Origin of the sequence: Streptomyces sp. NPDC016309, from assembly GCF_043077235.1 — a bacterium.
In the GTDB taxonomy this organism is placed as follows: Bacteria; Actinomycetota; Actinomycetes; order Streptomycetales; family Streptomycetaceae; genus Streptomyces.
On sequence record NZ_JBIBSG010000001.1, the window covers coordinates 802,270 to 827,607 of the forward strand.

27 protein-coding genes are annotated in these 25,338 nt (G+C 73.8%); 4 read left to right on the forward strand and 23 right to left on the reverse strand.

The annotated features are described in order from the left end of the window. Positions 1 to 87: 87 nt before the first annotated feature. The 3 genes from groES to ACF068_RS03625 all read right to left on the reverse strand — a co-directional run bounded on the left by groES (position 88) and on the right by ACF068_RS03625 (position 1,845). Positions 88 to 396: a co-chaperone GroES gene (groES, locus tag ACF068_RS03615; protein WP_010471835.1), complete on the reverse strand. Its 309-nt coding sequence runs from the start codon at positions 394 to 396 to the stop codon at positions 88 to 90. Positions 397 to 553: 157 nt separating this feature from the next. Beyond that, positions 554 to 868 (reverse strand): hypothetical protein, encoded by a 315-nt coding sequence (locus ACF068_RS03620; protein WP_392272494.1) that lies wholly within the window; start codon positions 866 to 868, stop codon positions 554 to 556. After that, on the reverse strand, positions 865 to 1,845 hold the full coding sequence (locus ACF068_RS03625; RefSeq protein WP_392272495.1) for a polysaccharide deacetylase family protein: 981 nt from the start codon (positions 1,843 to 1,845) through the stop codon (positions 865 to 867). Before ACF068_RS03625 ends, ACF068_RS03620 begins: the two co-directional genes overlap by 4 nt. An 82-nt stretch (positions 1,846 to 1,927) precedes the next feature. Between ACF068_RS03625 and ACF068_RS03630 the strand changes: the two genes are divergently transcribed. Beyond that, positions 1,928 to 3,112 carry an SAM-dependent methyltransferase gene (locus tag ACF068_RS03630; protein WP_392272690.1) on the forward strand — a complete coding sequence of 395 codons (1,185 nt, stop codon included), beginning with the start codon at positions 1,928 to 1,930 and terminating at the stop codon, positions 3,110 to 3,112. 9 nt (positions 3,113 to 3,121) lie between these two features. On the opposite strand, the gene ACF068_RS03635 is transcribed toward ACF068_RS03630, so the two are convergent. The 6 genes from ACF068_RS03635 to tsaB all read right to left on the reverse strand — a co-directional run bounded on the left by ACF068_RS03635 (position 3,122) and on the right by tsaB (position 7,416). Then, positions 3,122 to 3,796: a hypothetical protein gene (locus ACF068_RS03635; protein ID WP_392272496.1), complete on the reverse strand. Its 675-nt coding sequence runs from the start codon at positions 3,794 to 3,796 to the stop codon at positions 3,122 to 3,124. A gap of 140 nt (positions 3,797 to 3,936) precedes the next feature. Continuing rightward, on the reverse strand, positions 3,937 to 4,785 hold the full coding sequence (locus ACF068_RS03640) for a polysaccharide deacetylase family protein (protein WP_392272497.1): 849 nt from the start codon (positions 4,783 to 4,785) through the stop codon (positions 3,937 to 3,939). 70 nt (positions 4,786 to 4,855) lie between these two features. Next, positions 4,856 to 5,113 carry a hypothetical protein gene (locus ACF068_RS03645; protein ID WP_392272498.1) on the reverse strand — a complete coding sequence of 86 codons (258 nt, stop codon included), beginning with the start codon at positions 5,111 to 5,113 and terminating at the stop codon, positions 4,856 to 4,858. Next, the gene (tsaD, locus tag ACF068_RS03650; protein ID WP_392272499.1) at positions 5,110 to 6,210 is read right to left on the reverse strand and encodes a tRNA (adenosine(37)-N6)-threonylcarbamoyltransferase complex transferase subunit TsaD; all 1,101 of its coding nucleotides are present in this window, start codon (positions 6,208 to 6,210) and stop codon (positions 5,110 to 5,112) included. The genes ACF068_RS03645 and tsaD overlap by 4 nt, the downstream gene beginning before the upstream one ends. Next, a complete protein-coding gene (gene rimI / locus ACF068_RS03655; protein WP_392272691.1) occupies positions 6,203 to 6,724 on the reverse strand; it encodes a ribosomal protein S18-alanine N-acetyltransferase in 522 nt (173 codons plus the stop codon). Before rimI ends, tsaD begins: the two co-directional genes overlap by 8 nt. Positions 6,725 to 6,759: 35 nt before the next feature. Continuing rightward, positions 6,760 to 7,416 carry a tRNA (adenosine(37)-N6)-threonylcarbamoyltransferase complex dimerization subunit type 1 TsaB gene (tsaB, locus tag ACF068_RS03660; RefSeq protein WP_392272500.1) on the reverse strand — a complete coding sequence of 219 codons (657 nt, stop codon included), beginning with the start codon at positions 7,414 to 7,416 and terminating at the stop codon, positions 6,760 to 6,762. Between the two features lie 105 nt (positions 7,417 to 7,521). Here tsaB and ACF068_RS03665 point away from each other — a divergent pair, with 105 nt between their 5' ends. Continuing rightward, entirely contained in the window at positions 7,522 to 8,082 is a 561-nt protein-coding gene (locus ACF068_RS03665; RefSeq protein WP_392272501.1) for a hypothetical protein, read from the forward strand. A 203-nt stretch (positions 8,083 to 8,285) separates the two neighbouring features. Here the strand turns inward: ACF068_RS03665 and ACF068_RS03670 are convergent, their stop codons facing one another. The 9 genes from ACF068_RS03670 to ACF068_RS03710 form a co-directional block, all read right to left on the reverse strand. Beyond that, positions 8,286 to 8,465, reverse strand: coding sequence for a hypothetical protein (locus tag ACF068_RS03670; RefSeq protein WP_392272502.1), 180 nt, complete (start codon positions 8,463 to 8,465; stop codon positions 8,286 to 8,288). A gap of 153 nt (positions 8,466 to 8,618) precedes the next feature. Beyond that, complete coding sequence (tsaE, locus tag ACF068_RS03675) at positions 8,619 to 9,134, reverse strand: tRNA (adenosine(37)-N6)-threonylcarbamoyltransferase complex ATPase subunit type 1 TsaE (protein ID WP_392272503.1); 516 nt, start codon at positions 9,132 to 9,134, stop codon at positions 8,619 to 8,621. Next, on the reverse strand, positions 9,106 to 10,341 hold the full coding sequence (locus tag ACF068_RS03680) for an alpha/beta fold hydrolase (RefSeq protein ID WP_392272504.1): 1,236 nt from the start codon (positions 10,339 to 10,341) through the stop codon (positions 9,106 to 9,108). The genes tsaE and ACF068_RS03680 overlap by 29 nt, the downstream gene beginning before the upstream one ends. 24 nt (positions 10,342 to 10,365) lie before the next feature. Beyond that, on the reverse strand, positions 10,366 to 11,511 hold the full coding sequence (gene alr, locus ACF068_RS03685) for an alanine racemase (RefSeq protein ID WP_392272505.1): 1,146 nt from the start codon (positions 11,509 to 11,511) through the stop codon (positions 10,366 to 10,368). Between the two features lie 114 nt (positions 11,512 to 11,625). Further along, a complete protein-coding gene (locus ACF068_RS03690; RefSeq protein ID WP_392272506.1) occupies positions 11,626 to 13,044 on the reverse strand; it encodes an NAD(P)H-hydrate dehydratase in 1,419 nt (472 codons plus the stop codon). Between the two features lie 4 nt (positions 13,045 to 13,048). Continuing rightward, on the reverse strand, positions 13,049 to 13,417 hold the full coding sequence (locus ACF068_RS03695) for a holo-ACP synthase (RefSeq protein ID WP_392272507.1): 369 nt from the start codon (positions 13,415 to 13,417) through the stop codon (positions 13,049 to 13,051). Then, complete coding sequence (gene glmS / locus ACF068_RS03700) at positions 13,414 to 15,261, reverse strand: glutamine--fructose-6-phosphate transaminase (isomerizing) (RefSeq protein WP_392272508.1); 1,848 nt, start codon at positions 15,259 to 15,261, stop codon at positions 13,414 to 13,416. Before glmS ends, ACF068_RS03695 begins: the two co-directional genes overlap by 4 nt. An 80-nt stretch (positions 15,262 to 15,341) precedes the next feature. Further along, positions 15,342 to 16,154: an ABC transporter permease gene (locus tag ACF068_RS03705; RefSeq protein ID WP_392272509.1), complete on the reverse strand. Its 813-nt coding sequence runs from the start codon at positions 16,152 to 16,154 to the stop codon at positions 15,342 to 15,344. Beyond that, complete coding sequence (locus tag ACF068_RS03710) at positions 16,151 to 17,167, reverse strand: ATP-binding cassette domain-containing protein (RefSeq protein WP_392272510.1); 1,017 nt, start codon at positions 17,165 to 17,167, stop codon at positions 16,151 to 16,153. Before ACF068_RS03710 ends, ACF068_RS03705 begins: the two co-directional genes overlap by 4 nt. A gap of 157 nt (positions 17,168 to 17,324) precedes the next feature. Here ACF068_RS03710 and coaA point away from each other — a divergent pair, with 157 nt between their 5' ends. Together coaA and ACF068_RS03720 are read left to right on the forward strand one after the other, a co-directional pair. Beyond that, positions 17,325 to 18,308, forward strand: coding sequence for a type I pantothenate kinase (gene coaA, locus ACF068_RS03715; RefSeq protein ID WP_392272511.1), 984 nt, complete (start codon positions 17,325 to 17,327; stop codon positions 18,306 to 18,308). A 30-nt stretch (positions 18,309 to 18,338) separates the two neighbouring features. Then, a complete protein-coding gene (locus tag ACF068_RS03720; RefSeq protein WP_392272512.1) occupies positions 18,339 to 19,280 on the forward strand; it encodes a DUF389 domain-containing protein in 942 nt (313 codons plus the stop codon). A gap of 76 nt (positions 19,281 to 19,356) precedes the next feature. Here the strand turns inward: ACF068_RS03720 and glmM are convergent, their stop codons facing one another. The 5 genes from glmM to ACF068_RS03745 all read right to left on the reverse strand — a co-directional run bounded on the left by glmM (position 19,357) and on the right by ACF068_RS03745 (position 25,300). Then, positions 19,357 to 20,715, reverse strand: coding sequence for a phosphoglucosamine mutase (gene glmM / locus ACF068_RS03725; protein ID WP_392272513.1), 1,359 nt, complete (start codon positions 20,713 to 20,715; stop codon positions 19,357 to 19,359). A 109-nt stretch (positions 20,716 to 20,824) separates the two neighbouring features. Next, positions 20,825 to 21,343, reverse strand: a complete 519-nt coding sequence (rpsI, locus tag ACF068_RS03730) for a 30S ribosomal protein S9 (RefSeq protein ID WP_359653965.1) — start codon at positions 21,341 to 21,343, stop codon at positions 20,825 to 20,827. Positions 21,344 to 21,387: 44 nt separating this feature from the next. Further along, positions 21,388 to 21,831, reverse strand: a complete 444-nt coding sequence (rplM, locus tag ACF068_RS03735) for a 50S ribosomal protein L13 (protein WP_189550658.1) — start codon at positions 21,829 to 21,831, stop codon at positions 21,388 to 21,390. 248 nt (positions 21,832 to 22,079) lie between these two features. Next, positions 22,080 to 23,627 carry a protein kinase gene (locus ACF068_RS03740; RefSeq protein ID WP_392272514.1) on the reverse strand — a complete coding sequence of 516 codons (1,548 nt, stop codon included), beginning with the start codon at positions 23,625 to 23,627 and terminating at the stop codon, positions 22,080 to 22,082. Between the two features lie 50 nt (positions 23,628 to 23,677). Beyond that, a complete protein-coding gene (locus tag ACF068_RS03745; RefSeq protein ID WP_392272515.1) occupies positions 23,678 to 25,300 on the reverse strand; it encodes an ATP-binding cassette domain-containing protein in 1,623 nt (540 codons plus the stop codon). Positions 25,301 to 25,338 lie beyond the last annotated feature (38 nt).

The window sequence follows — 25,338 nt, forward strand, 5'->3', positions numbered from 1 at the left end:
TGACGAACCGCGCCCCTCGCCGCCCGGCAATGTGTCATCAGCGGGGGCCAGGGGCGCGGTTCACAAAAGCATTTCTGCTCGGATGAATTACTTCTCGACGATCGCGAGCACGTCGCGAGCCGAGAGGACGAGGTACTCCTCGCCGCTGTACTTCACCTCGGTGCCGCCGTACTTGCTGTACAGCACGATGTCGCCGGTCTTGACGTCGAGCGGCAGGCGCTCGCCGTTCTCGAAGCGGCCCGGGCCCACGGCCAGGACGACGCCCTCCTGGGGCTTCTCCTTGGCGGTGTCCGGGATGACCAGGCCAGAGGCGGTGGTCTGCTCGGCGTCGAGCGGCTGGACCACGATGCGGTCCTCGAGCGGCTTGATGGCAACCTTGGAGCTGGTGGTCGTCACGATCCGACCTCCCCCTTCGGAGATCTCACGGGGTTAACTGTCTGAGGTGGCGACCAGGTGGATCCGTCGTCGCGGGTGCCGGACCTGCCCGTCGCTGTGTTGGCACTCTCCGGTGGGGAGTGCCAGAGCCGAGACTATGACCGCGATTAGCACTCGGTCAAGCGGAGTGCCAATTCACCGCCCGGTCGTGGCGCCGGACGGCCCTATGGCGGCCGTCCACCGACCCGTCGCCGGCGGTGGGGCCCCGGCCGGGAGCGCCGGGCGACGGGGCCGCCACCTGCCGGGCCGCCTTGCGCCCCAGCCGCTCGATCGGGTCGACGGCCGGCGCCACGGACGGGGGCGCGCAGCCGGCCGCGGCGGCGAGGACGAGTCCCACCAGGACCGGTCGCACCAGCGGCGCCCGCCGGACCGCCGGCACCGGCCGGACGGGCGGCGACGGGAGCCCCCGCACCGGCCGGGGCGGGCGGCTCATACGTAGTCCTCCAGCCGGGCCACCGCGTACCCCTTGGCCGTGACGACGTTCATCACCTGCCGGATCATGTCCGCCATGGTGCCGTTCCAATCCCCCCTCCCCCGGAAGTGGGTGAGGATGATGTCGCCGGGGTGCAGGTCCCGGTCCCACTCGCGCCACTCCATGTGGTCGGGGAAGGCCTCGGCCGCCCACAGCGGTACGGCCCGGATGCCGCAGGACCGGGCGGCGCGCAGGGTGTCGGCGTCGTAGTTGCCGTAGGGCGGCCGGAAGAGCGGGGGCCGCTTGCCGTACCGCTTCTCGATGGTGTCCTGCTGCCCGCAGATCTCGCGCTTCTGCTCCGCGTACGACAGGGCCGGCATGTAGCGGTGGTTCAGGGTGTGGTTGTGCAGGGCCACGCCCCGCTCCTGCATCCGCTTGAAGTAGCCGTAGTCCTCCTTGACCAGGTAGTCGCTGAGGAAGGCGCTGTAGGGGATGTCGAGTTCGTCCATCATCCGCAGCAGCTCGGGGTCCTTCTCCGCGCCGTCGTCGATCGTGAGGAACACGATCCGCTCCGTGGTGGGGACGGTGGTGAAGACGGGCGGCAGGGCCGGGTCGCCGACGCCGAAGCCCTTGCGGAAGGTGATGTGCGGCTTGTCGCCGGCCGCCGGGGGCGGGGGCGCGACCAGGGGGGCCGCCCTGAGGCCCCATTTCCTGGCGGCGAGGGTACGGGCCGCCTGGGCGCGCCGGACCCGCTCGACGTAGGCGGTGAGGGCGGAGGAGGCGTCGGGGGGCCGCTGCCCGGCGGCGGGGCCCGCCCGGCCGCCCCCGGCCACGTCCGGGCCCGTCCCGGGCACCATCCCCGGCCCCCCTCCGAAGCCGGTGCCCCCGGGCCCGGTCTCCGCCGTGCAGGCCGAGCCGAGCGCCGCGATCAGCAGCGCGGCGAGCAGCACACGTGCCCGCACACTTACCCTTTGACCTTTTTGTCGTACTAGCTGCATGGCGCCGCATCCTGTCAGCGCACCGCACGGACCACCGGCCGACACCGCCGCCTGGCGCGCACCATCCCCCGGCTGGCCCACAATGGGCCGGGTGACCGATCTCGCCGCCTTCTCCGCGCTCCTCACCGACGAGGGCCAGGCCCTGCTCAGCACCCTGCGCGACCACACGCCCGCCCAGGAACTGGCCGTCGCCTCCCGGCTGCGCCGCGAGCACCCGGCGGCCCTGGTCACCGCCGCGATCGGACAGGCGCGGCTGCGGCAGCGGGCGGTGGCCAAGTTCGGCGAGCGGGACGCCCACCGGATGTACTTCACGCCCGGCGGCGTCGAGCAGTCCACCCGCAAGGCGGTCGCCGAGCACCGCGCCGCCTCCTTCGCCCGCCTCGGCGTGCGCAGCGTCGCCGACCTGTGCGGCGGCATCGGCGGCGACGCGATCGCACTGGCCCGCGCCGGGATCCGGGTCCTCGCCGTCGACCGCGACCCGCTGACCGCCGAGGCCGCCCGCGCCAACGCCGCCGCGCTGGACCTGGCCGGGCTGATCGAGGTGCGCTGCGCGGACGTCACGGAGGTCGACACCTCCCCGTACGACGCGGTCTTCGTCGACCCGGCGCGGCGCGGCGGCAGGGGCGGGGGCCGGATCTTCGACCCGGAGGCGTACTCGCCGCCCCTCTCCTGGGCCGTCGAGGCGGCCCGGAAGGCCCCGCACGCGGCGCTGAAGATCGCCCCGGGCATCCCGCACGAGACGGTCCCCGCGGAGGCGGCGGCCGAGTGGGTCTCGGACGGCGGTGACGTCAAGGAGGCCGTGCTGTGGTTCGGCACCCGCCCCGGGACGGTCAGCGCGACCCTGCTGCCGGGCGGGCACACCCTCACCGGCCGGGGCCTGCCCGACCCGCCGGTCCGCCCCATGGGCCGCTACCTGTACGAGCCGGACGGCGCCGTCATCCGGGCGCACCTGGTCGCCGAGGTCGCCGAGGACCTCGGCGGCGGCCTGATCGACCCGACGATCGCCTACGTCACGGCGGACGAGCCGCGCCCCACCCCGTACGCCACCGCCTACGAGATCACCGACGAGCTGCCCTTCAACCTCAAGAAGCTGAAGGCCCTGCTCCGGGAGCGCGAGGTGGGCACCCTCACCGTGAAGAAGCGGGGCTCGGCGGTCGAACCGGAGGAACTGCGCCGCAAGCTCAAGCCGAAGGGGCCGCACGCGGCCACCGTGTTCCTCACCCGCGTGGCCGGGGCGCCGGCCATGCTGGTCGGCCGGCCCGTCTGACCCGCCGGGTCAGGCCGGCAGCCCTAGGTCGTGTCCGCCCGCCCTCCGGGCGGACGCCGATACTTTCCGGACACTCCCCAGGCGCAGCGCCAGGCGGCGGTGCCCGAACGCCTTCACCGCGCCGGTCAGCCCGTGGACCCACAGGACGAGGCCCGCGCCCATGGCGTACGCGACCTCGGCATAGGTCGTGGCGCCGGGTCGGGCCGCGGCCGGGACGGCGAACGAGAGCCACAGGCCGGCCGCGCCCTGCGCGAACGACAGCAGCAGCCACGCCACGCTCAGCCCCGGCGCCCTGAACCGGGCGTCACGCACCGGGGCGGGGTCCAGGGCCGCCCACTCCAGCAGCCGGGCCCGCAGCGCGCGGTCCCGGCGGACGCCCAGCACCACGACGACCACCAGCGGGGCCATGACGGCCAGCCCGAGACAGGCGACACCGGCGGCGAACGTCGCCGTCAGCGGGTCCGACGGTCCGTCGAGCGAGCGGATCGCGGCGCCGACGAGCGCCCACCCCGCCTCCAGGCCGGCCAGGGTGAGCAGGGAGAGCGTCAGCCGCCGGCCGCCCACCATCCGCCGGCCCAGCTCCCGGATCGCCATGGTCCGGTCGGCCAGCAGCGCCTGCCGCCCCGGCCAGGAACGGAGCGGGACGGGCGGCGGGGGCGGGGGGAGAAGCGCACGGTCGGGCATGGTCCGAGGGTAGGGCGTGGCCGTGCCGCGAGCCTCTGCCGGGCCCGGCCTCACGGCGAGGAGCGGATGCCCGTCGTACGCCCCGGGGCAACCGCCCGGGCCCGCGTCGAGCGGCCCCGGGCCGCCGTGGGACGCGGTCCTCAGACGTAGTCCTCGAGCCGGGCGACGGTGAAGCCCTGCTCCTGGATCCGGCGCAGCATGGCGGCCGTCATCGCGGTCATCGTGGTGCCCTTGAGGTCACGCGGCCCGCGGAAGTGGGCCAGGACGATGTCGCCGGGGCGCAGCTTGCGGTCGGCGCGCTGGTACTGCATGTCGGTGATCTGCATGGACTCCCGCCACAGCACGATCGCCTCGACGCCGCACTGCCCGGCGGCGGTCCGGGTGTCCTCGTTCCAGTTGCCGTAGGGCGGCCGGAACAGGCGCGGGGCGGTGCCGTAGGTCCGCTCCAGCTTCTCCTGCTGGCCGCAGATCTCCCGCTTCTGGGCCGCGGCGCCGAGGGTGCGGAGGTCGGGGTGCGTGAGGGTGTGGTTGGCGACGCCGGCCCCGAGGGCGGCCAGCGGCGTGAAGTAGCCGTAGTCCTGGCTGATGGCGGAGTCCGTGAGGAACATGGTGAAGGGCACCTTCAGGTCGCGCATCATCGCGACGAACTCCGGGTCCTTCTCGGCCCCGTCGTCGAAGGTGAGGAAGACGACCTTGTCCTTGGTGGGTATCTCGCTGATGACGGGCACCCCGCCGCCCTTCCGGGACGGCTGCACGGGCTTGACGGCGGGCGGCGCGGGCGGTGCGGCGAAGGGCTTGAGCCCCCACTTCGCGTACGCGGACGCCTCGGCGCGCGCGGCCACGCCCGCGGCCTTGTCCTGTTCCTTGGGGGGTGCGGCGGCGACGGTGGTCGGCGCGGGCCGGGGGGCCGGGCCGCCCGGCGACGTACAGCCCGCCATGAGCAGGGCGGCGACGGTCAGGACCGCCGCGCCCACGATGTTCTTCCCCACCCTGGAACCCCGTCTTCGTACGCCTGTTCAGTGCGTACTGCTTGACGGAGGATCCGGGGGGCGGGTTGCCTCAGGTCCCGTGCGACTCGAACCGCCAGCGGTGCACCGGGCGGGTGACCAGACCGGGGTCGGGCTCCGGGAGTTCGGGGAGGGCCGCGTCGTAGGGGGCGTCCCACCAGGTGAGGACGAGCACCCGGTCGCCGGGGGCGGTGAAGGTCTCGCGGCGGACCGGCTCGGCCGGCAGCCGCCGCGCCCGCGCCCACTCCAGGAGCTCGGCGCCCCGGCCCTCCGCCGCGCGGGCCTCCCACATCAGGGTGACCACGGTCATGAGTAGAGGTTGTCCTTGCTGACCTCGTGCACGTGGTCGTGGTCGTGGCCGTGGTTCCCCGGCACGTGCGGGTCGGTGACCGGGAGGGACGAGTCCGCCGACAGCTCCAGGTCGGAGGCCGGCCGGTTGCGGGCGACCATCTCGGCGCCGAGGGCCGCGACCATCGCGCCGTTGTCGGTGCACAGCCCGGGGCGCGGCACGCGCAGCCGGATCCCGGCCCGCTCGCACCGCTCCTCCGCCAGCGCCCGCAGCCGGGAGTTGGCGGCCACCCCGCCGCCGATCATCAGGTGGTCGACGCCCTGGTCCTTGCAGGCCCGTACGGCCTTGCGGGTCAGCACGTCGACGACCGCCTCCTGGAAGGACGCCGCCACGTCCCGCACCGGCACCTCCTCGCCCGCCGCCCGCTTGGCCTCGATCCAGCGGGCCACGGCCGTCTTCAGGCCCGAGAAGGAGAAGTCGTACGCGGGGTCCCTGGGCCCGCTCAGACCGCGCGGGAACGCGATCGCGGCCGGGTCGCCCTCCTTGGCCAGCCGGTCGATGACCGGCCCGCCGGGGAAGCCCAGGTCCAGCACGCGGGCGATCTTGTCGAAGGCCTCGCCCGCGGCGTCGTCGATCGTCGCGCCCATGGGACGGACGTCGGAGGTGATGTCCGGCGCCAGCAGCAGCGAGGAGTGGCCGCCGGACACCAGCAGGGCCATCGTCGGCTCCGGGAGCGGGCCGTGCTCAAGCTGGTCGACGCAGATGTGGGAGGCCAGGTGGTTCACCCCGTACAGCGGCTTGTCCAGGGCGAACGCGTACGCCTTCGCCGCCGAGACACCGACCAGGAGCGCGCCGGCGAGGCCGGGACCGGCGGTGACGGCGATGCCGTCCAGGTCGCGGGCCGAGACCCCGGCCTGCGCCAGCGCGCGCTCGATGGTGGGGACCATCGCCTCCAGGTGCGCGCGGGAGGCGATCTCGGGGACCACGCCGCCGAACCGGGCATGCGTGTCCACGCTCGACGCGACGGCGTCCGCGAGCAGGGTCGTGCCGCGGACGATGCCGACGCCGGTCTCGTCGCAGGAGGTCTCGATGCCGAGGACGAGGGGTTCGTCAGCCATGACTCTCAGTTCCTTGTACGTCGGATGCGTGGGATGCGTCGGGCACGCCCTGGGCGTCCGCCGCGTCCGGTGCGTCTTGTACGCGCAGCCGCATGACGAGCGCGTCGATGTTGCCCGGCTGGTAGTAGCCGCGGCGGAAGCCGATCGGTTCGAAGCCGAAGCGCTCGTAGAGCTTCTGGGCGCGGGTGTTGTCCACGCGCACTTCGAGCAGGACCTCGTCGCACTCGAAGGCGGTGGCGTGCTGGAGGAGGTCCGTCAGCAGCCGGGCGCCGAGCCCGGTGCCCCACTGGTCGCGGGCGACGGCGATCGTCTGGACGTCGCCGAGACCGCCGGCCGCCGCGAGCCCCGCGTACCCCACCAGCCGGCCGTCCGCCTCCGCCACGACGTAGCGGCGGGTGGCGTGCGGGCCCCGCGCATGGGCGAGCTCGGACCAGAACATGCCCTCCGACCAGGCGTCGTCGGGGAACAGCTCCCGCTCCAGCTCCAGCACCGGCGCGATGTCCCACCAGCGCATCTCGCGCAGGACCGCGCCGGCTCCGGTCACTCCGGTCACTTCGGGGTGACCACCTTGTAGTTCTTCGGCACCTGGGCGTCGGGGCGCCGCAGGTACAGCGGCCGGGGCTCCAGGAAGTCCTCGTCGGCCGCCAGCCGCTCGGCCGCCAGCGCCGCCAGCGCGGCCGCCGACTGGTGCTCGGGGTCGCGGGCGTCCGGGAACACCTCCCCGTACAGCCGCGCGCCCGCGCCCACCGCCGGGAGGCCGGCGACCCGCTCGGCGATGTCGGCGGGCCGGTCGACGGCGGGGTCGGTCACGCGCGTACGGCAGTCGTCGTAGCGCGCCCAGTAGACCTCCTTGCGGCGGGCGTCGGTCGCGACGACGAACGGCTCCCGGAGCCCGGAGGCGTAGGCGAGTCCGTCCAGCGTGCACAGCCCGTGCACCGGGACGCCGCCGAGCGCCGAGGCGAAGGTCGCGGCGGTCACGAGGCCGACGCGCAGCCCCGTGTAGGGGCCGGGGCCGACGCCGACGACGATGCCGGTCACGGCGTCGAGCTTCAGCCCGGCCTCCCCGAGCACCCGGTGGACGGCGGGCAGCAGCAGTTCCCCGTGGCGGCGCGCGTCCACCTGGGTCGAGGCGGCGACGACCGCGTCCCCGTCGTGGAGGGCGACGGTGACGGCGGGTGTGGCGGTATCCATGGCGAGCAAGAGCACGCGAACAGCCTACGGCTCCGTGGCGGCGGGCACGGAGCCCCGGGTCGCGGGCATGATCCTGCTACGGTCACACCGCATACGTACGTGGGAGAGGTGGGCAGCAACGTGGCAAGGAGCAGCTCGGGATTCGTGGCCGGGCTCACCGTGGCGGCTCTCGCCGCCGTCGGCTTCCTCGCCTATCAGGCGTCGGCCACCGTGCCCGCCGACCTGGCGGCCCCCGCACCCGCCGCCTCGGTGTCGGCCCCCGCGCCCGGCGGCGCCCCCGAGCGGCCGGCCGACCCGGTGCTCGCGCTGCCGAAGCAGTCGGGGTCGGGCGTGCGGGTGGTGTACGCGCTGGGGGCGCGGCGGGTCTGGCTGGTGGGCGAGAAGAACGCGGTGACGCGCACCTTCGCGGTGATGCCGAGCACGGTCAACCCGGCTCCGGGCACGTACGCGGTGACGTCCCGTTCGGGCAGCGTGGCCGGTTCCGACGGGGTGCGGATCGAGCACGTCGTGCGGTTCACGAACGTCGAGGGCGTGACGGTGGGCTTCAGCGCGGCGGTCGACGGCTCGATGGCCAGCCCCGATCCGACGCGCCGGACGGGCGGCATCCGGATGAAGCGGGCGGACGGCGACGCCATGTGGACGTTCGCGACGGTCAACTCGAAGGTCGTCGTCGTCCCCTGACGGGGCCTCGGTCGAGCGGTACCCCGCGGTCCCCGTACGCCGCGGCGCACGGCGCCCACGGCGCTCCCACCGGCGCGCACCTTTCTCCGAGCGCCCCTCCCCGGGCACTTCGCGCGGCGTGACTCGGGGCCGGCGCGCGGCTCCGCGGGGCCTTCGCGCGGCGCGGCTCGGCTCAGGCTCGGCTCAAGGACGCGCGGTGCGGCTCAGGCCGCCCGGCGGCGCTCCGGGGTCCGCTCGGCGGGCGCGGGGACGTCCCGGGCGGCGTCGGGCGCCGCGGGGTCCTCGTCGGTGTCCGCGGCCCGGGGCGGCGTGGAGACGGCGTTCGCCGCCGCGCACGACGCCAGCAGGTCGCGCATCGACACATCCTGCTTCGACGTCGGCATGATCGCCTCCCGGGGCTGCGTGGCGGCTGCGTGGCCAGGCGCGGTTAGGTAGACCTAACCAGGTCCTGGTACCCATGTGACCACGCCTCGGAGGTACGACGCAACATTATGCCGACGTCTTGTCGGAAAGTACGGCGCCCGGCCGCCGCCCCGTCATCCGAGCGCCAGCTCCACGCCCGCCCAGCGCTCCCCGTGCCCGGTCAGCGTCACGACCCGGCGCTCGTCGTCGGTGGAACCGACGACCCGGTGGATGACGACGTGCAGCCGGTCCTCCGTGAGGTCCTCGACCTTGCCCTCGCCCCACTCCACTACCACCACCGAGTCCGGCAGCGAGACGTCCAGGTCGAGGTCCTCCATCTCGTCGAGCCCGCCGCCCAGGCGGTAGGCGTCGACGTGCACGAGGGCGGGACCGCCCACCAGCGACGGGTGGACGCGGGCGATGACGAACGTCGGGGACGTCACCGCGCCGCGCACCCCGAGGCCCTCGCCGAGCCCGCGCGTCAGGGTCGTCTTGCCGGCGCCGAGCTCGCCGGTGAGCATCACGAGGTCGCCGGGGCGCAGCAGCTTGGCGAGCGTGCGGCCCAGCTCCTGCGTCTGCTCGGGGGCGTGGAGGGTGAGTCGGGCGATGGCCGTGGCCCCCTCAGGGGCCGGGCTGTGCGGTGCTTCCATACGAGCCAACGTTAGTCGGTGCCGGTACCGCCCCCACCCGTACCAGCAGGTCCGCGAGCCGGTCGGTGACCGTCTCCGGGTGCTCCAGCATCACCAGGTGCCCGCCGTCGGGCACGATCACCAGCTCGGCGTCCGGGAGCAGGCCGGCGATCGCCTCGGTGTGGGAGCTGGGCGTGACCAGGTCCTGGTCACCGGCGAGGGCCAGGACCGGCACCTCGGCGAAGACGCCCAGCGCCTCGGCCTTGTCGTGCTCGGTGAAGGCCGGGTAGAACTCGGCGACCACGTCGATGGGCGTGCCCTCGATCATCCGTTCCGCGAACCGGGCGACCGCCGGATCCACGTCCCTGGACGAGAACGAGTAGCGCTTGATGAGCCCCGCGAACAGGTCGGCGGTGGCCCGCCGGCCGCGCTCCACCAGCTCCGCCTGCGAGCCGAGCGCCCGCAGTATCCCCGGCAGCACCTTGCGCACCGCGTTCACGCCCGCGACCGGCAGCCCGTAGTTGACCTCGCCGAGGTTGCCGCACGAGGTGCCGACGAAGGCGACGCCGACGACCCGCTCGCGGATCAGCTCCGGGTACTGCTCGGCCAGCGCCATCACCGTCATCCCGCCCATCGAGTGCCCCACCAGCACCAGGGGCCCCTCGGGGGCGGCGGCGTCGACGACCGCCTTCAGATCGCGGCCGAGCTGGTCGATGGAGACCGGCACCCGGTCCGGGCCCTGCTGGGCGGCGCCCCGCCCGGAGCGGCCGTGGCTGCGCTGGTCCCAGTGGACGGTGCGCACCAGGCCCCGCAGGGCGGCGCGCTGGAAGTGCCAGGAGTCCTGGTTGAGGCAGTAGCCGTGGCTGAAGACCACGGTGACGGGCACGGGCGTCCGGCGCCCGAAGAGCCGGCGGCGGCGCGGGGCGCTGCCGTCCGCCTCCACCTCGTCGACCTCGTAGTACAGCTCGGTGCCGTCGTCGGCCCGGGCCCGCGCGGAGGTGCCGCGCAGCGCGCCGTACGGCCCGGCGGCGTCCAGCGCGAGACGCGCCTTGCGGCGCATGCCCCGGCCGACGGTGAGCCGTTCGAGGGCGACGCCGGCCGCGGCGCCGGCGGCGACCACCCCTATCGCGGCGCCGGCGAAACCGGCGCGGCGCCAATTGCCGGCCGCCGCGGCGGAGGCGGCCGACGCCGCTTCCACCGCGGCGTCCACCGGACCGGTCTCACTCACCACGGCTGCTCCTCCAGGCTCCGGCTACTCGTTCAGGTAGACGCGCGATACCCGCGAACCGATGCGCGTCACGATCTCGTACGCGATCGTGTCCGCGGCGCGCGCCCAGTCCTCGGCGGTCGGCTCACCGTGATCACCTGCCCCGAACAGCACCGCTTGTGCACCCGGTTCGACATCGTCCCCTTCGAGGTCGACGACGAACTGGTCCATGGCGACCCGTCCGGCCACGGTCCTCACCTTGCCGCCGACCAGCACCGGACCGCGGCCCGACGCGTGGCGCGGCACGCCGTCGGCGTACCCCAGGGGCACCAGGCCGAGGGAGGTGGCGCGCTCGGTGACGTAGTGGTGCCCGTAGCTGACGCCGTGGCCGGCGGGCACGTCCTTGACGAGCGCGACGCTGCCGACCAGCCGCATGACGGGCCGCAGCCCGAAGTCGGCGGGCGTGCCGACCTCCGGGCTCGGCGACACGCCGTACATCGCGATGCCGGGCCGTACGAGGTCGAAATGGGTCTCCGGAAGGGTGAGCGTGGCCGGTGAGTTGGCCATGTGCCGCACCTCGGGCTCCACGCCCGCCTTCTCGGCGTACCCGAGCATCTCCTGGAACGTCTCAAGCTGGGCGCCGATCGACGGGTGGCCGGGCTCGTCGGCGCACGCGAAGTGCGACCAGACGCCGGTGACCTCCACGAGGCCGGCGGCCCGCGCGGCGAGCGCCTCGCCGACGAGCCGCTGCCAGTCGGCGGGCTGGCAGCCGTTGCGCCCGAGGCCGGTGTCCGCCTTGAGCTGCACGCGCGCCGGCTGTGCGGTCCTGCGCGCCGCCTCGGTGACCTCCCGCAGGGCCCACAGGCCGCTCACGGTCATGTCCAGGCCGGCGCGGATGCCGTCGTCCCAGGGGTCGCCGGGCGTCCACAGCCAGCACAGGACGGGCGCGTCGATCCCGGCGGCCCGCAGCGCGAGCGCCTCGTGCGGCGTGGCGGTCCCGAGCCAGGTGGCCCCCGCCTCCAGCGCCGCCCGCGCGCAGGGCACGGCACCGTGCCCGTACGCGTCGGCCTTCACGACGCCCATGACCTGAACGTCCGGCCCCACGCGCCCGCGCAGGGCACGCACATTGGCGCGCAGCGCCCCGAGGTCGATCTCGGCGCGGGCGCGAAGGGTCTGTGCTGTCTCACTCATCGCGCCCAGTCTCTCAGGTGCGCGCCCCGCCTCCCCCGTGTCCCCGCCCACCCCTCCCGACACGCCCGGGCCGGGCGGCTCGGGGCGGCGGCTCCGGGTGGGCGGGCGGGACGGTCAGGGCTGGACGTCGCGCCAGGCGGCGGGGAGGGCCTCGGCCACGTCGCAGGCCGCGACCGGGGCGCCCCGGGAGGCGTGGCGTGCGGCCAGGCCGTGCAGGTAGGCGGCGGCCGAGGCGGCGTCCAGGGGGTCGAGGCCGGCCGCCAGCAGTGAGCCGGCCAGGCCGGAGAGGACGTCCCCGCTGCCGGCGGTGGCGAGCCAGGGCGTACCCGTCGGGTTGACGCGCACCGGCCCCCCGCCGGCCGGGGCGACCAGGGTGGTCGAGCCCTTGAGCAGCACGGTCGCCCCGTACCGCTCCGCCAGCTCCCGTACCGCCTCCAGCCGCCGGGACTCCACGTCCTGGCGGGCGGTGCCGAGCAGGGCCGCGGCCTCACCCGCGTGCGGGGTCAGGACGGTGGGGGCGGGACGCGCGCGGAGGGCGGCCGGGTCGAGGTCGCGCAGCCCGTCGGCGTCCACCAGGACCGGCACGTCGGAGCCCAGGACGTCGTCCACGCCCGGCGTGTCGCCCAGGCCCGGGCCGATCACCCACGCCTGGACGCGGCCCGCCTTGGCGGGCGGCCCGGCATGGACCAGGGTCTCGGGGTGGCGGGCCAGCACCGCGTCGCCGGCCGGTCCCACGTACCGCACCGCCCCGGCGCCGCCGCGCAGCGCGCCGGACACCGCCAGGACGGCGGCGCCGGGGTAGCGCGCCGACCCGGCGACCACCCCGACCACGCCCCGCCGGTACTTGTCGCTCTCCCCCGCCGGGACGGGCAGCAGCCGCGCCACGTCCTCGTGCTGGAGGGCCTCGGCGTCCGGCACGGGGGGCAGGGCGAGCCCGATGTCGACCAGCCGCAGCGCCCCCGCGTGCTCCCGCGCCGGGTCGATCAGCAGTCCCGGCTTGTACGCCCCGAACGTCACCGTGGCGTCCGCCCGTACCGCCTCCCCGGCCACCTCCCCGGTGTCGGCGTCCACCCCGCTCGGCAGGTCCACGGCGACCAGCACGGCGCCCGACTCGCGCGCCGCCCGGACCACGTCCACCGCCCCGGGCCGCAGCCCGCCGCGCCCGCCGATCCCGGTGATGCCGTCCACCACGAGGTCGGCGCGCGCCAGCGCCTCCGGGGCGTCCTCCACCACCCGGCCCCCGGCGGCCGTCAGGGCGGCCAGCCCGGCGCCGTGGGCGCGCGACCCCAGCAGGACGGCCGACACGCCCGCGCCCCGGCGCGCCAGCCGGGCGCCCGCGTACAGCGCGTCGCCCCCGTTGTCGCCGCTGCCGACGAGCAGCACCACCCGGGCCCCGGACACCCGGCCCAGCAGCCCGGCGCACGCGGCGGCCAGCCCCGCCGCGGCCCGCCGCATCAGCGCGCCCTCCGGCAGCCTCGCCATCGACTCGGCCTCGGCGGCCCGTACGGTCTCCACGCGGTAAGCGGTACGCATGGGGTCAACCCTCCGCGATCACCACCGCCGACGCCACCCCCGCGTCATGGCTGAGCGACACGTGCCAGTGCCGTACGCCCAGTTCCGCGGCCCTGGCCTCGACCGTGCCGCGCACCCGCAGCCGGGGCTGGCCGCTGTCCTCGACGTACACCTCGGCGTCCGTCCACTGGAGTCCGGCCGGCGCGCCGAGCGCCTTGGCGATGGCCTCCTTCGCCGCGAACCGCGCCGCGAGCGAGGCGATCCCGCGCCGCTCCCCGCTCGGCAGCAGCAGCTCGCTCTCGACGAACAGCCGCTCGGCCATGTGCGGCGTGCGCTCCATCGCCGCCGCGAACCGGTCGATCTCCGCCACGTCGATCCCCACCCCGATGATCATTCGACGGTGACCGACTTCGCCAGGTTGCGCGGCTGGTCGACCTCGTTGCCCCGGGCCGTCGCCAGTTCGCAGGCGAAGACCTGGAGCGGCACGGTCGACACCATGGGCTGGAGCAGGGTGGGGGTGGCGGGGATGCGGATCAGGTGGTCGGCGTAGGGCGTCACCGCCTCGTCGCCCTCCTCCGCGATCACGATGGTGCGGGCGCCGCGCGCCCGGATCTCCTGGATGTTGGACACGATCTTGTCGTGCAGCACGGACCGCCCGCGCGGCGAGGGGACCACGACGACGACCGGCAGGTCCTCCTCGATCAGCGCGATCGGACCGTGCTTCAGCTCACCGGCCGCGAAGCCCTCCGCGTGCATGTAGGCGAGCTCCTTGAGCTTCAGCGCGCCCTCCAGGGCCACCGGGTAGCCCACGTGCCGGCCGAGGAACAGCACGGTGTCCTTGCCGGCCAGGGACCGTGCCAGCTCCCGCACCGGCTCCATGGTCTCCAGCACCCGGTCGACGTCGTCCGCGATCCGGGCCAGGTCCTTGACCACCGCCCGGATCTCGTCGCCCCACTTCGTCCCCCGCAACTGGCCCAGGTACAGGGCGAGCAGGTAGACGGCGACGAGCTGCGTCAGGAACGCCTTGGTGGACGCGACCGCCACCTCGGGGCCCGCGTGCGTGTACAGCACCCCGTCCGACTCGCGGGGGATCGTGGACCCGTTGGTGTTGCAGATCGCCAGCACCCGCGCCCCCTGCGCCCGGGCGTGCCGCAGCGCCATCAGGGTGTCCATGGTCTCCCCGGACTGGGAGATCGCGATGACCAGCGTCCGCTCGTCCAGGATCGGGTCCCGGTAGCGGAACTCGCTGGCCAGTTCCACCTCGCAGGGGACGCGGGTCCAGTGCTCGATGGCGTACTTGGCGATGAGCCCGGCGTGGAAGGCCGTACCGCACGCCACCACGACCACCTTGTGCGCCTCGCGCAGCACCGCGTCGGGGATCCGCAGCTCGTCCAGCGTCAGCGACCCGCCGGCGTCGACACGGCCCAGTAGGGTGTCGGCCACCGCCTTCGGCTGCTCGGCGATCTCCTTGAGCATGAAGTAGTCGTAGCCGCCCTTCTCGGCCGCCGAGGCGTCCCAGTCCACGTGGTACGTGCGCACGTCGGCGGGCGCCCCGTCGAAGTCGGTGACCGTCACCCCGTCCCTGCGCAGCTCCACCACCTGGTCCTGGCCGAGCTCGATGGCCGACCGGGTGTGGGCGATGAACGCGGCCACGTCGGAGGCGAGGAACGCCTCGCCCTCACCGACCCCGACCACCAGCGGCGAGTTGCGCCGCGCGCCGACGACCACGTCCGGCTGGTCGGCGTGCACCGCGACCAGGGTGAAGGCCCCCTCCAGCCGCCGGCACACCAGGCGCATGGCCTCCGCGAGGTCGCCGCACGAGGAGAACTCCTCGGCCAGCAGATGCGAGACCACCTCCGTGTCCGTCTCGGACTCCAGCGTGTGGCCCCGGCCGGCCAGTTCGGCGCGCAGCGGCGCGAAGTTCTCGATGATGCCGTTGTGGACGACGGCGACCCGCCCCGCGTTGTCGAGGTGCGGGTGCGCGTTCGCGTCGGTGGGCGCGCCGTGCGTCGCCCACCGGGTGTGCCCGATGCCGGCGGCGCCGGTCGGCAGCGGCCGCGCGTGCAGCTCCTTCTCCAGATTGACGAGCTTGCCCGCCTTCTTGGACGCGGCCATCGACCCGTCGGCGAGCACCGCGACACCGGCCGAGTCGTAGCCCCGGTACTCGAGCCGCTTGAGGCCCGCGATCACCACATCAAGCGCCGACTGCCCGCCGACGTAACCCACGATTCCGCACATGACGATCAGCCTAGGGCCGCCCGCCCTCTCAGGCCGCGAGGACTGCCCGGTCCGTCCGGCTCCGGGCGCCGCCCGCCGGGTCAGGCCTTCGCCCGGTAGGCCCGTACGGCCAGCGGGTAGAACACCATGGCTATCCCCGCCGCCCAGACGAGCGACCACAGCACCGGCCGGCCGACCTCGCCGCCCAGCAGCAGGCCGCGGAAGGCGTCCGACAGGTGGGTCACCGGGTTCACGTTCACCCAGGCCTGGAGCCAGCCGGGCATCGTGTCGACCACGACGAAGGCACTGCTGGTGAACGTGATCGGGAAGATCAGGGTGAAGCCGAACGCCTGCACCTTCTCCGCGTCGCCGGCCAGCATCCCGATGAGCACCGCGCACCACGACACGGCCGCCGCGAACACCAGGACCAGCAGCACCCCGAGGAGGAACCCGCCGAAGCCGCCGGTGATCCGGAACCCCAGCGCCAGCCCGAGCGCGATCATCAGGACGATCGCCCACAGGTGCTTGACCAGGTCGGCGGCGATCCGGCCGAAGAGGGGCGCCGAGCGGGCGATCGGCAGGCTGCGGAGCCGGTCGAAGACACCCTTGGTGAGGTCGGTGTTGAGGGCCATCGCCGTGTAGATGGTCATGAACAGGGTGTTCTGGACGATGATCCCCGGCAGCGCGTACTTCAGGTACGCGTCGGGCGACCCGGCCATCTGCCCGCCCATGACGTAGGTGAACAGCAGCACGAACATGATCGGCGTGATGCTGTAGTCGACCAGCTCCAGCGGATTGTGCTTGACGGCCACCAGGCTGCGCCACGCCATGGTGGCGGTCTGCCGCAGGCCCGCGGCGGGCCGCACACGGCCGCTCCCGGTCAGGGGCGCGCCGTCGATCGTCGTGGCGGTCATGCCGAACTCACCACCTTCTCGATGTCGCTGTCGTCGGGCCGCGCGCCCCCGTCCCCGCGCCCGTCGCCGTCGCCGTCGCCGGGTTCGGCCCGGTGCCCGGTGAGCGCCAGGAAGACCTCGTCCAGCGACGAGCGCCGCAAGGTCAGCTCGCCCACCGCGATACCGGCCCCGTCCAGCCGCCGGACGACGGCGGGCATCAGCTCCGGGTCGTTCACCGGGGCGGTGACCACGTCACCCTCGATCTGCGTCTGCCGGCCGGCCGCCTCGGCGACCAGCGCGTGGGCCCCCGCCAGGTCGTCCGCCCGCACCGGCCGCACCTGGAGCACCTGGCCGCCCACCTGGGACTTCAGCTCGTCGGGGGTGCCTTCGGCGATCACGCGGCCCTTGTCGATCACCACGATGTCGTCGGCGAGCACGTCCGCCTCGTTCAGGTACTGCGTGGTCAGCAGGGCGGTGACGCCCTCGGCGACCAGGCCGCGCAGCATGTCCCACAGCTCGCCCCGGCTGCGCGGGTCCAGGCCGGTGGTCGGCTCGTCGAGGAACAGGATCCGCGGCCGTCCCACCAGGCTCGCCGCCAGGTCCAGCCGGCGCCGCATGCCGCCCGAGTACGTCTTCACCGCGCGGCCCGCCGCGTCACCGAGCTGGAACCGGTCCAGCAGCTCCGCCGCCCGGGCCCTGGCCTCCCGGCGGGGTATCCCCAGCAGGCGCCCGATCAGCAGCAGGTTCTCCGTGCCCGTCAGGTTGTCGTCGACCGCCGCGTACTGCCCGGTGAGGCCCACGAGCGAGCGCACCACCCCGGCCTCCCGCACCACGTCGTGCCCGGCGACCAGGGCCCGGCCCCCGTCCGGCGCCAGCAGGGTGGCGAAGATCCGGACGGCCGTGGTCTTCCCCGCCCCGTTGGGCCCCAGCAGCCCCAGCACCGTGCCGGTGCGGGCGGCGAGGTCCACACCGGCCAGCGCCCGGGTGTCCTTGAACCGTTTGGCCAGGCCTTCCGCCTGGATCGCGTACGTCATGGGACCGGTCCCCTCGGCTCGGGTCGTACCACGCGAACGCCGGAGCACCGACGCCCACCTTCCCCACAACTGTGACGCACGCCACTGACATTCCTGGCGGCCCGGGGTGACCGAGCACACCACCCACAACCCCCCGTCAAGCACGACAATGGCCTGTGTGATCACTTCGCCGCCACGAAGCACCGCCGCCCACCGCCGTGCGGAGGCCACTCCGTACGTCGACCTCACCCGTGCGGAGTGGAGCGCGCTGCGCGACAAGACACCGCTCCCCCTCACCGCCGACGAGGTCGAGCGGCTGCGCGGTCTCGGCGACGTCATCGACCTCGACGAGGTCCGCGACATCTACCTCCCGCTCTCCCGCCTGCTCAACCTGTACGTGGGCGCCACCGCCAACCTGCGGGGCGCGCTCAACACGTTCCTCGGCGAGAAGAGCGCCCAGCGGGGCACGCCCTTCGTCATAGGGGTCGCCGGCTCCGTGGCCGTCGGCAAGTCCACCGTCGCCCGGCTCCTCCAGGCGCTGCTGGCCCGCTGGCCCGAGCACCCGCGCGTCGAGCTGGTCACCACCGACGGGTTCCTGCTCCCCATGAAGGAGCTCAAAGAGCGCGGCCTGATGTCCCGGAAGGGCTTCCCCGAGTCGTACGACCGGCGCGCCCTGACCCGGTTCGTCGCCGACATCAAGGCGGGCAAGGACGAGGTCACCGCCCCCGTCTACTCCCACCTGATCTACGACATCGTCCCCGGCCAGCGCCTCACGGTCCGGCGCCCGGACATCCTGATCGTCGAAGGGCTCAACGTCCTCCAGCCCGCCCTGCCCGGCAAGGACGGCCGCACCCGCGTCGGGCTCGCGGACTACTTCGACTTCTCGGTGTACGTCGACGCCCGCCCCGAGGACATCGAGGCCTGGTACCTGAATCGTTTCCGCAAGCTGCGCGCGACCGCGTTCCAGAACCCCTCCTCGTACTTCCAGAAGTACACCCAGGTCAGCGAGGAGGAGGCGCTGGAGTACGCCCGCACCATGTGGCGGACCATCAACAAGGTGAACCTGCTGGAGAACGTGGCACCGACCCGCGGACGTGCCACCCTCGTCGTACGCAAGGGGCCGGACCACAAGGTCCAGCGGCTCTCGCTGCGCAAGCTCTGACCCCTCCGAAGCCCTGAAGGGACCGCGGCAGTGCTGCACCTGCGCCTGATCGTCCCGGCCGACCGCACCGAGGACGTGGTCGGCACCATCCAGAAGACGGTCGGCACGACCCACCTCGCCGTCATCCCCGGCGCGGCCCGCGACCCGGCCGGTGACCTCGTCCTGTGCGACGTGGCGCGCGAGGCGGGCGACGACCTGATCGCCGGCCTGCGCGCGCTGGGCATCGACCGGACCGGTTCCATCGCCGTCGACGACATCGGCCTGTCCCTGTCGGAGCGCGCGGAGCGGGCCGAGGAGGACGCCCCGGGCGAGGGCGCGGACGCGGTGCTGTGGGAGCACCTCCAGGACGCCACGCACGAGGAGTCGACCCTCAGCGTCACCTACGTGGCGTTCCTGACGCTCGCCACGATGATCGCGGCCTGCGGCGTGGTCCTGGACAACGCCATCCTGATCGTGGGCGCGATGGCGGTGGGGCCCGAGTTCGGCCCGCTGGCCGGCATCTGCACCGCGCTGGTGCAGCGCCGCCCGCGCCTGGCGGTGCGGTCGCTGGTGGCCCTCACCGTGGGCTTCCTGGCGGCCATCGCGCTGACGGTGCTGTTCAGCGTGGGCATGGACGCGACGGGCCTGTTCAGCGAGGCGCGCCTGGAGGCCGAGCGCCCCAACACCGGATTCATCTACGCGCCCGACTGGTTCTCGTTCGTCGTCGGCCTCCTCGCGGGCGCCGCGGGCACCCTGTCGCTGACGTCGGCGAAGTCGGGGGCGCTGGTCGGGGTGGCCATCTCGGTCACCACCGTCCCGGCGGCGGCCAACGCGGCGGTGGCCCTGGGGTACGGCGACCTCGGGCAGACCAGGGGCTCCCTGGAACAGCTCGCGCTGAACCTGCTGGCGATCGTGCTCGCCGGCACCCTGACCCTGCTGGCGCAGAAGTTCTTCTGGTCGCGGCAGCGCCGGCGCACCCGGAAGGCCGCCTGACGCCGGGCACCCGGCGTACGCGGAAGGGGCGCCCCGCCGTCACGGCGGGGCGCCCCTTCCATGGCGTACCGGCTGATCAGCCCAGCGCGGACTTCACCACGTCGGCGAGCTCACCGGCGACCGAGCGGGCCTGCTCGATGTCCGCGGCCTCGACCATGACGCGGACCAGCGGCTCGGTGCCCGAGGGGCGCAGCAGGACGCGCCCGGTGCTGCCCAGCCGGCGCTCGGCGTCGGCGACGGCGTTGCTCAGCTCCGGGGAGGTCTTCACGCGCGTCTTGTCGACGTCCTTGACGTTGATGAGGACCTGCGGCAGCCGCTCCATGACCCCGGCCAGGTCGGCCAGCGACCGCCCGGTCGCCGCGACGCGCGCGGCGAGCATCAGGCCGGTGAGGGTGCCGTCGCCGGTGGTGGCGTGGTCCAGCACGATGACGTGCCCGGACTGCTCGCCGCCGAGGGCGTAGCCGTGCTCCTTCATCGACTCCAGCACGTAGCGGTCGCCGACCGCCGTCTGGACGAGCTGGAGGCCCTCGCGCTCCATGGCGAGCTTGAAGCCCAGGTTGGACATGACGGTCGCGACGACGGCGTTCCCGCGCAGCGTCCCCGCCTCGCGCATGGCGAGGGCGAGCACGGCCAGGATCTGGTCGCCGTCGACCTCGGCGCCGGTGTGGTCCACGGCCAGGCAGCGGTCGGCGTCGCCGTCGTGGGCGATGCCCAGGTCGGCGCCGTGCTCGACGACGGCGGCCTTCAGCATCTCCAGGTGCGTGGAGCCGCAGCCGTCGTTGATGTTCAGCCCGTCGGGCGTGGCGCCGATCGTGATGACCTCGGCCCCGGCCTGCTGGAACGCGGCGGGCGAGACACCGGACGCGGCGCCGTGCGCCTCGTCCAGGACGATCTTGAGGCCGTCGAGCCGGTTGGGCAGGACGCCCAGCAGGTGGGCGACGTACTGGTCGAAGCCCTCGTGGTAGTCGGCGATCCGGCCGACGCCCGCGCCGGTCGGCCGGTCCCACGGCTCACCGGTGCGGTGCTGGTCGTACACGGCCTCGATGCGGTCCTCCAGCTCGTCGGCCAGCTTGTGGCCGCCGCGCGCGAAGAACTTGATGCCGTTGTCCGGCATGGCGTTGTGGCTGGCGGAGAGCATCACGCCCAGGTCGGCACCGAGCGCGCCCGTCAGGAACGCCACGGCAGGCGTCGGCAGCACACCGACCCGCATGACGTCCACACCGGCGCTCGCGAGGCCCGCCACGACGGCGGCCTCCAGGAACTCTCCCGACGCACGGGGGTCACGCCCGACCACGGCGGTCGGCCGATGTCCTTCAAAGGTCCCCGCCTCGGCCAGCACGTGCGCCGCCGCGACCGACAGACCGAGCGCCAGCTCCGCCGTCAGATCCGCGTTGGCGACACCGCGCACACCGTCCGTGCCGAAGAGTCGTCCCACAGCTGTCCTCCGAGTTACTCCGAAAAAGCAAGGTGAAGCGTATAGACGTACGCCCCGGCAGCACGGAGGTGCCGCCGGGGCGTACGTCGAGCAGACCGAGCAGGCGTGATTAGCGCTTGCTGTACTGCGGGGCCTTACGGGCCTTCTTGAGACCGGCCTTCTTGCGCTCGACGGCACGGTCGTCGCGGCTCAGGAAGCCGGCCTTCTTCAGCGGGGCGCGGTTGTTGTCCACGTCCGCCTCGTTCAGGGCGCGGGCCACGCCGAGGCGCAGGGCGCCGGCCTGGCCGGAGACGCCGCCACCCGAGATGCGGGCGATGACGTCGTAGCGGTTGTCCAGCTCGAGCACCTTGAAGGGCTCGTTGACTTCCTGCTGGTGGACCTTGTTCGGGAAGTAGTCCTCGAGCGTACGCCCGTTGATCTTCCACTTGCCGGTGCCCGGGACGATCCGGACGCGGGCGATGGCGTTCTTGCGGCGGCCCAGGCCGGCGGCCGGCTGCGGCTCGCCGAAGCGGGACGCGAGGGACTCCGAGGTGTACTCGCCCTCGACGGGGACCTCGGACTCGAAGGTGGTGACCTCGGCGTAGGTCTCCTCGCCCTCGATGGGGTTCTCAACAGTGGTCTCGGCCACGATGCTCCTCAGATTTCTTTCGTTCTTAGGGGGTGTGGCCGGAACTACTGCGCGACCTGGGTGATCTCGAACGGGACCGGCTGCTGGGCAGCGTGCGGGTGGTTCTCGCCCGCGTAGACCTTCAGCTTCGAGAGCATCTGACGGCCGAGGGAGTTCTTGGGGATCATGCCCTTGATGGCCTTCTCGACGGCCTTCTCCGGGTTCTTGTCCAGCAGCTCGTCGTAACGGATCGAGCGCAGACCGCCCGGGAAGCCGGAGTGGCGGTAGGCCAGCTTCTGGGTCTTCTTGTTGCCGGACAGGTGGACCTTGTCAGCGTTGATGATGATGACGAAGTCGCCCATGTCCATGTGGGGGGCGTACACGGGCTTGTGCTTGCCTCGGAGGAGGTTCGCAGCCGTGGTCGCCAGACGGCCCAGGACAACGTCCTGCGCGTCGATGATGTGCCACTGGCGAGTGACATCGCCGGGCTTGGGGCTGTACGTACGCACTTCGTAGCCTTCGCTTCTTCAGTGGATGGAGTCCAGACACACCTGAAGCGATCATGCAGCTGGGGCCCACACTGCCGGGAACACCGCCCGTATGCGAGCCACTGGTAACTGCTCCAGGGAACTTGCGTAAGGGCTCTTCGCGTAAGAACGACGAAGCCAATACGCATAACAAACCGCAACAGTACCCGCGCCGCCCCCGACGGGTCAAAACCGGTCCGTCCCGCACGGCGCGGACCGGCCGGAACCGGTCACGGCGCGCCCAGGGCACGGGCGAGCGCCTCGGCCTGGTTCCGGTTGAACCCTCCGGTGATCTCGGCGTTCTTCCCGCTGAGCGGCTCCTGCACGACCAGGTCGCTGACCAGCCTGTCCTCGCCCAGCACGATGGCCACCTTGTTCTCCGGCGCGGCCCGCCCCGCCACCTGCTCCGTCAGCTCGGCGAAGGCGAGCCGGTCGGCCTCCCGGAAGGTGACGGCGATCTTCCAGCCACCCGTCTCCGACTCCACGGTCCGCACGTCCTCGAAGCGCTCGACGCTCATCCCGCCCGTGCTCTTCGCCACCACGCACTTGTCGCGGTTGTCCGAGCTGAAGGAGCGCCCCTCGGGAGGCGGCGACTCGCCCACCGGGAGCTGTGCGCCCGTCCTGTCCGGGAAGCACACCCCCCGCCGCTCGCTCTCCACCTCCAGGATCCGCAGCGGCTGGTCCGGCGCGCCGATCGTCCGGGCGTCCGCCTCCCAGGGCCGTACGACCGCGAGCAGCGCCCCCGTCACGGCCACCACCGCGGCCGCGACCGCCCACGGCAGCCGGGCGCGCGCCGCCCACGGGCCGGACCGGGTGTCGCCGGCACCCGCACCCGCCAGGTGCGCCGTCCGCACCGGCGCTGCCACAGGTCCGGTCGGTGCGTCCGGGTCGACCCGGCGCCGGGCCTCCTCGGCCACCCGCAGCCGCTCCCGCCGGTGGCGCTCGATCTCGGCCGTCCATGCGGGGCTCAGCCACTCGCGGCGCGCGTCCGCCCCGCCCTCCAGCCGGGCCGAGCAGTACGCCAGGACGTCGGCCGGGGCGGGCCGGTCGGCCGGGTCCAGGGCCAGGCACGGCAGCACCAGGGGCTCCAGCTCGCCCGGCAGACCCGTCACGTCCAGGTCGCCGGTGGCGGCCCGCACGAGCTGCTCCAGCGCCGGGCCCGCGCCACCGTCGCGGTAGGGCGCCCGCCCGACGGCCAGGTGGAACAGGGTCGCGCCCAGCGAGAACACGTCCGAAGCCGTGGTCGTCGACTCACCGCGCGCCTGCTCGGGCGCCGCGTAGGCGACGGTGCCCAGGGCCACCTCGGTCCGGGTCACGTCATGGGCCTGCGAGATGCCGAAATCGATCACCCGGGGGCCGTCGAGCGGCAGCAGGACGTTGGACGGTTTGACGTCCCGGTGCACCAGGCCCGCCGTGTGCAGCGAGACCAGCGCCTCCGCCATGCCCGCCGCGACCCAGTACAGGGCGCGCGGGGCGAGCGGCCCGCACGTCTCCACGAGGTCCTTGAGCGAGGGCGCGGGAACGTACTCGGTGGCCATCCACGGCACCTCGGCGGCGGCGTCCGCGTCCACCACGCTCGCGGTGTAGACGCCCCTCACCCGCTGGGCGAGGCCCACCTCCCGGGCGAACCGCCGCCGGTCGTCCTCCCCGACGTTGAGCAGCGTCTTGACCGCCACCAGCCGCCCGCCCGGCGACCGGGCGAGATGGATCCGCCCCATCCCGCCGCTGGCGAGCTCGGTGAGCACGGTGAACGGACCGAATCTGTGCCCCGCCTGCATGGCCCCACCCCCGGCCGGGACGATACCCGCGACCGGCCCGCCGCACGCGGCTATCGGGGACGCTCGACCCGCCGCTCGTCCCACACCGGCTCCGGCGTCTCGCGCACCACACCGTCCGAGCCGAAGACCAGGTAGCGGTCGAAGGAGCGGGCGAACCAGCGGTCGTGCGTCACCGCCAGCACCGTCCCCTCGTACGCCTCCAGCCCGAGCTGGAGCGCCTCCGCCGACTCCAGGTCCAGGTTGTCCGTCGGCTCGTCCAGCAGCAGCGCCGTGGTGCCCGCCAGCTCCAGCAGCAGGATCTGGAACCGCGCCTGCTGGCCGCCCGACAGCCGCTCGAAGATCTGGTCGCCCTGCCGTTCCAGCTCATAGCGCCGCAGTACGGACATCGCCCCGCCCCGGTCCTTGGCGTGCTCGGTCCACAGGATGTCGACCAGCGTCCGGCCGGCGAGCTCCGGATGGGCGTGGGTCTGGGCGAAGTGGCCCGGCACCACCCGGGCGCCGAGCTTGAAGGAGCCCCGGTGCTCCACCGTCGGGTCCCCCGCCAGCAGCCGCAGGAAGTGCGACTTGCCCGAGCCGTTCGACCCGAGCACCGCGACCCGCTCCCCGTAGAAGACCTCCAGGTCGAAGGGCTTCATCAGCCCCACCAGTTCCAGCCCGGCGCAGGTCACCGCCCGCACCCCGGTGCGCCCGCCCCGCAGCCGCATCCGGATGTCCTGCTCGCGCGGGGGCTCCGGGGGCGGCCCGGCCTCCTCGAACTTCCGCAGCCGCGTCTGGGCCGCCGCGTACCGCGACGCCATCTCATGGCTGACCGACGCCGCCTGGCGGAGGGTGACGACCAGCCGCTTGAGCTGGGCGTGCTTCTCCTCCCACCGGCGCTTCAGCTCCTCGAACCGGGCGAACCGCTCCCGCCGCGCCTCGTGGAACGTCCCGAAGCCGCCGCCGTGCACCCAGACGTCCGACCCGGTCGGCCCCGGCTCGACGGCCACGATCTTCTCGGCGGCCTTCGCCAGCAGCTCCCGGTCGTGCGAGACGAACAGCACCGTCTTGCGGGTCTCGGCCAGCCGCTCCTCCAGCCAGCGCTTCCCCGGGACGTCCAGATAGTTGTCCGGCTCGTCCAGCAGCAGGACCTCCTCGGGCCCGCGCAGCAGCGCCTCCAGCACCAGCCGCTTCTGCTCGCCGCCCGACAGGGTCCGGACCTCCCGGAACTGCGCCTTCTCGTACGGCACCCCCAGCGCCGCCACGGTGCACATGTCCCAGACGGTCTCGGCCTCGTACCCGCGCGCCTCGGCCCAGTCGCTCAGCGCCTGCGCGTACGCCATCTGCGCGGCCTCGTCGTCGACCGTCAGGATCAGGTGCTCGGCCGCGTCCACCGCGGCCGCCGCCTGGCGGATCCGCTCCGGTGAGACCGACACCAGCAGGTCCCGTACGGTCCGCTCGTCCCGCACCGAGCCGACGAACTGCGGCATCACGCCCAGCCCGCCCGACACGGTCACCGTCCCGCCGTGCGGCTGGAGCTCCCCCGAGACCAGCCGCAGCAGCGTGGTCTTGCCGGCCCCGTTCGCGCCGACCAGCGCCACCACCGCGCCGTCGCCCACGCGGAACGACGCGTCACCGAGCAGCACCCGTCCGTCCGGCAGGTAGTACTCCAGATGCGCGGCCTCTACATGTCCCATGGCCGCATTGTCTCCGGGGGCCGCCCCCCGCCCCAACC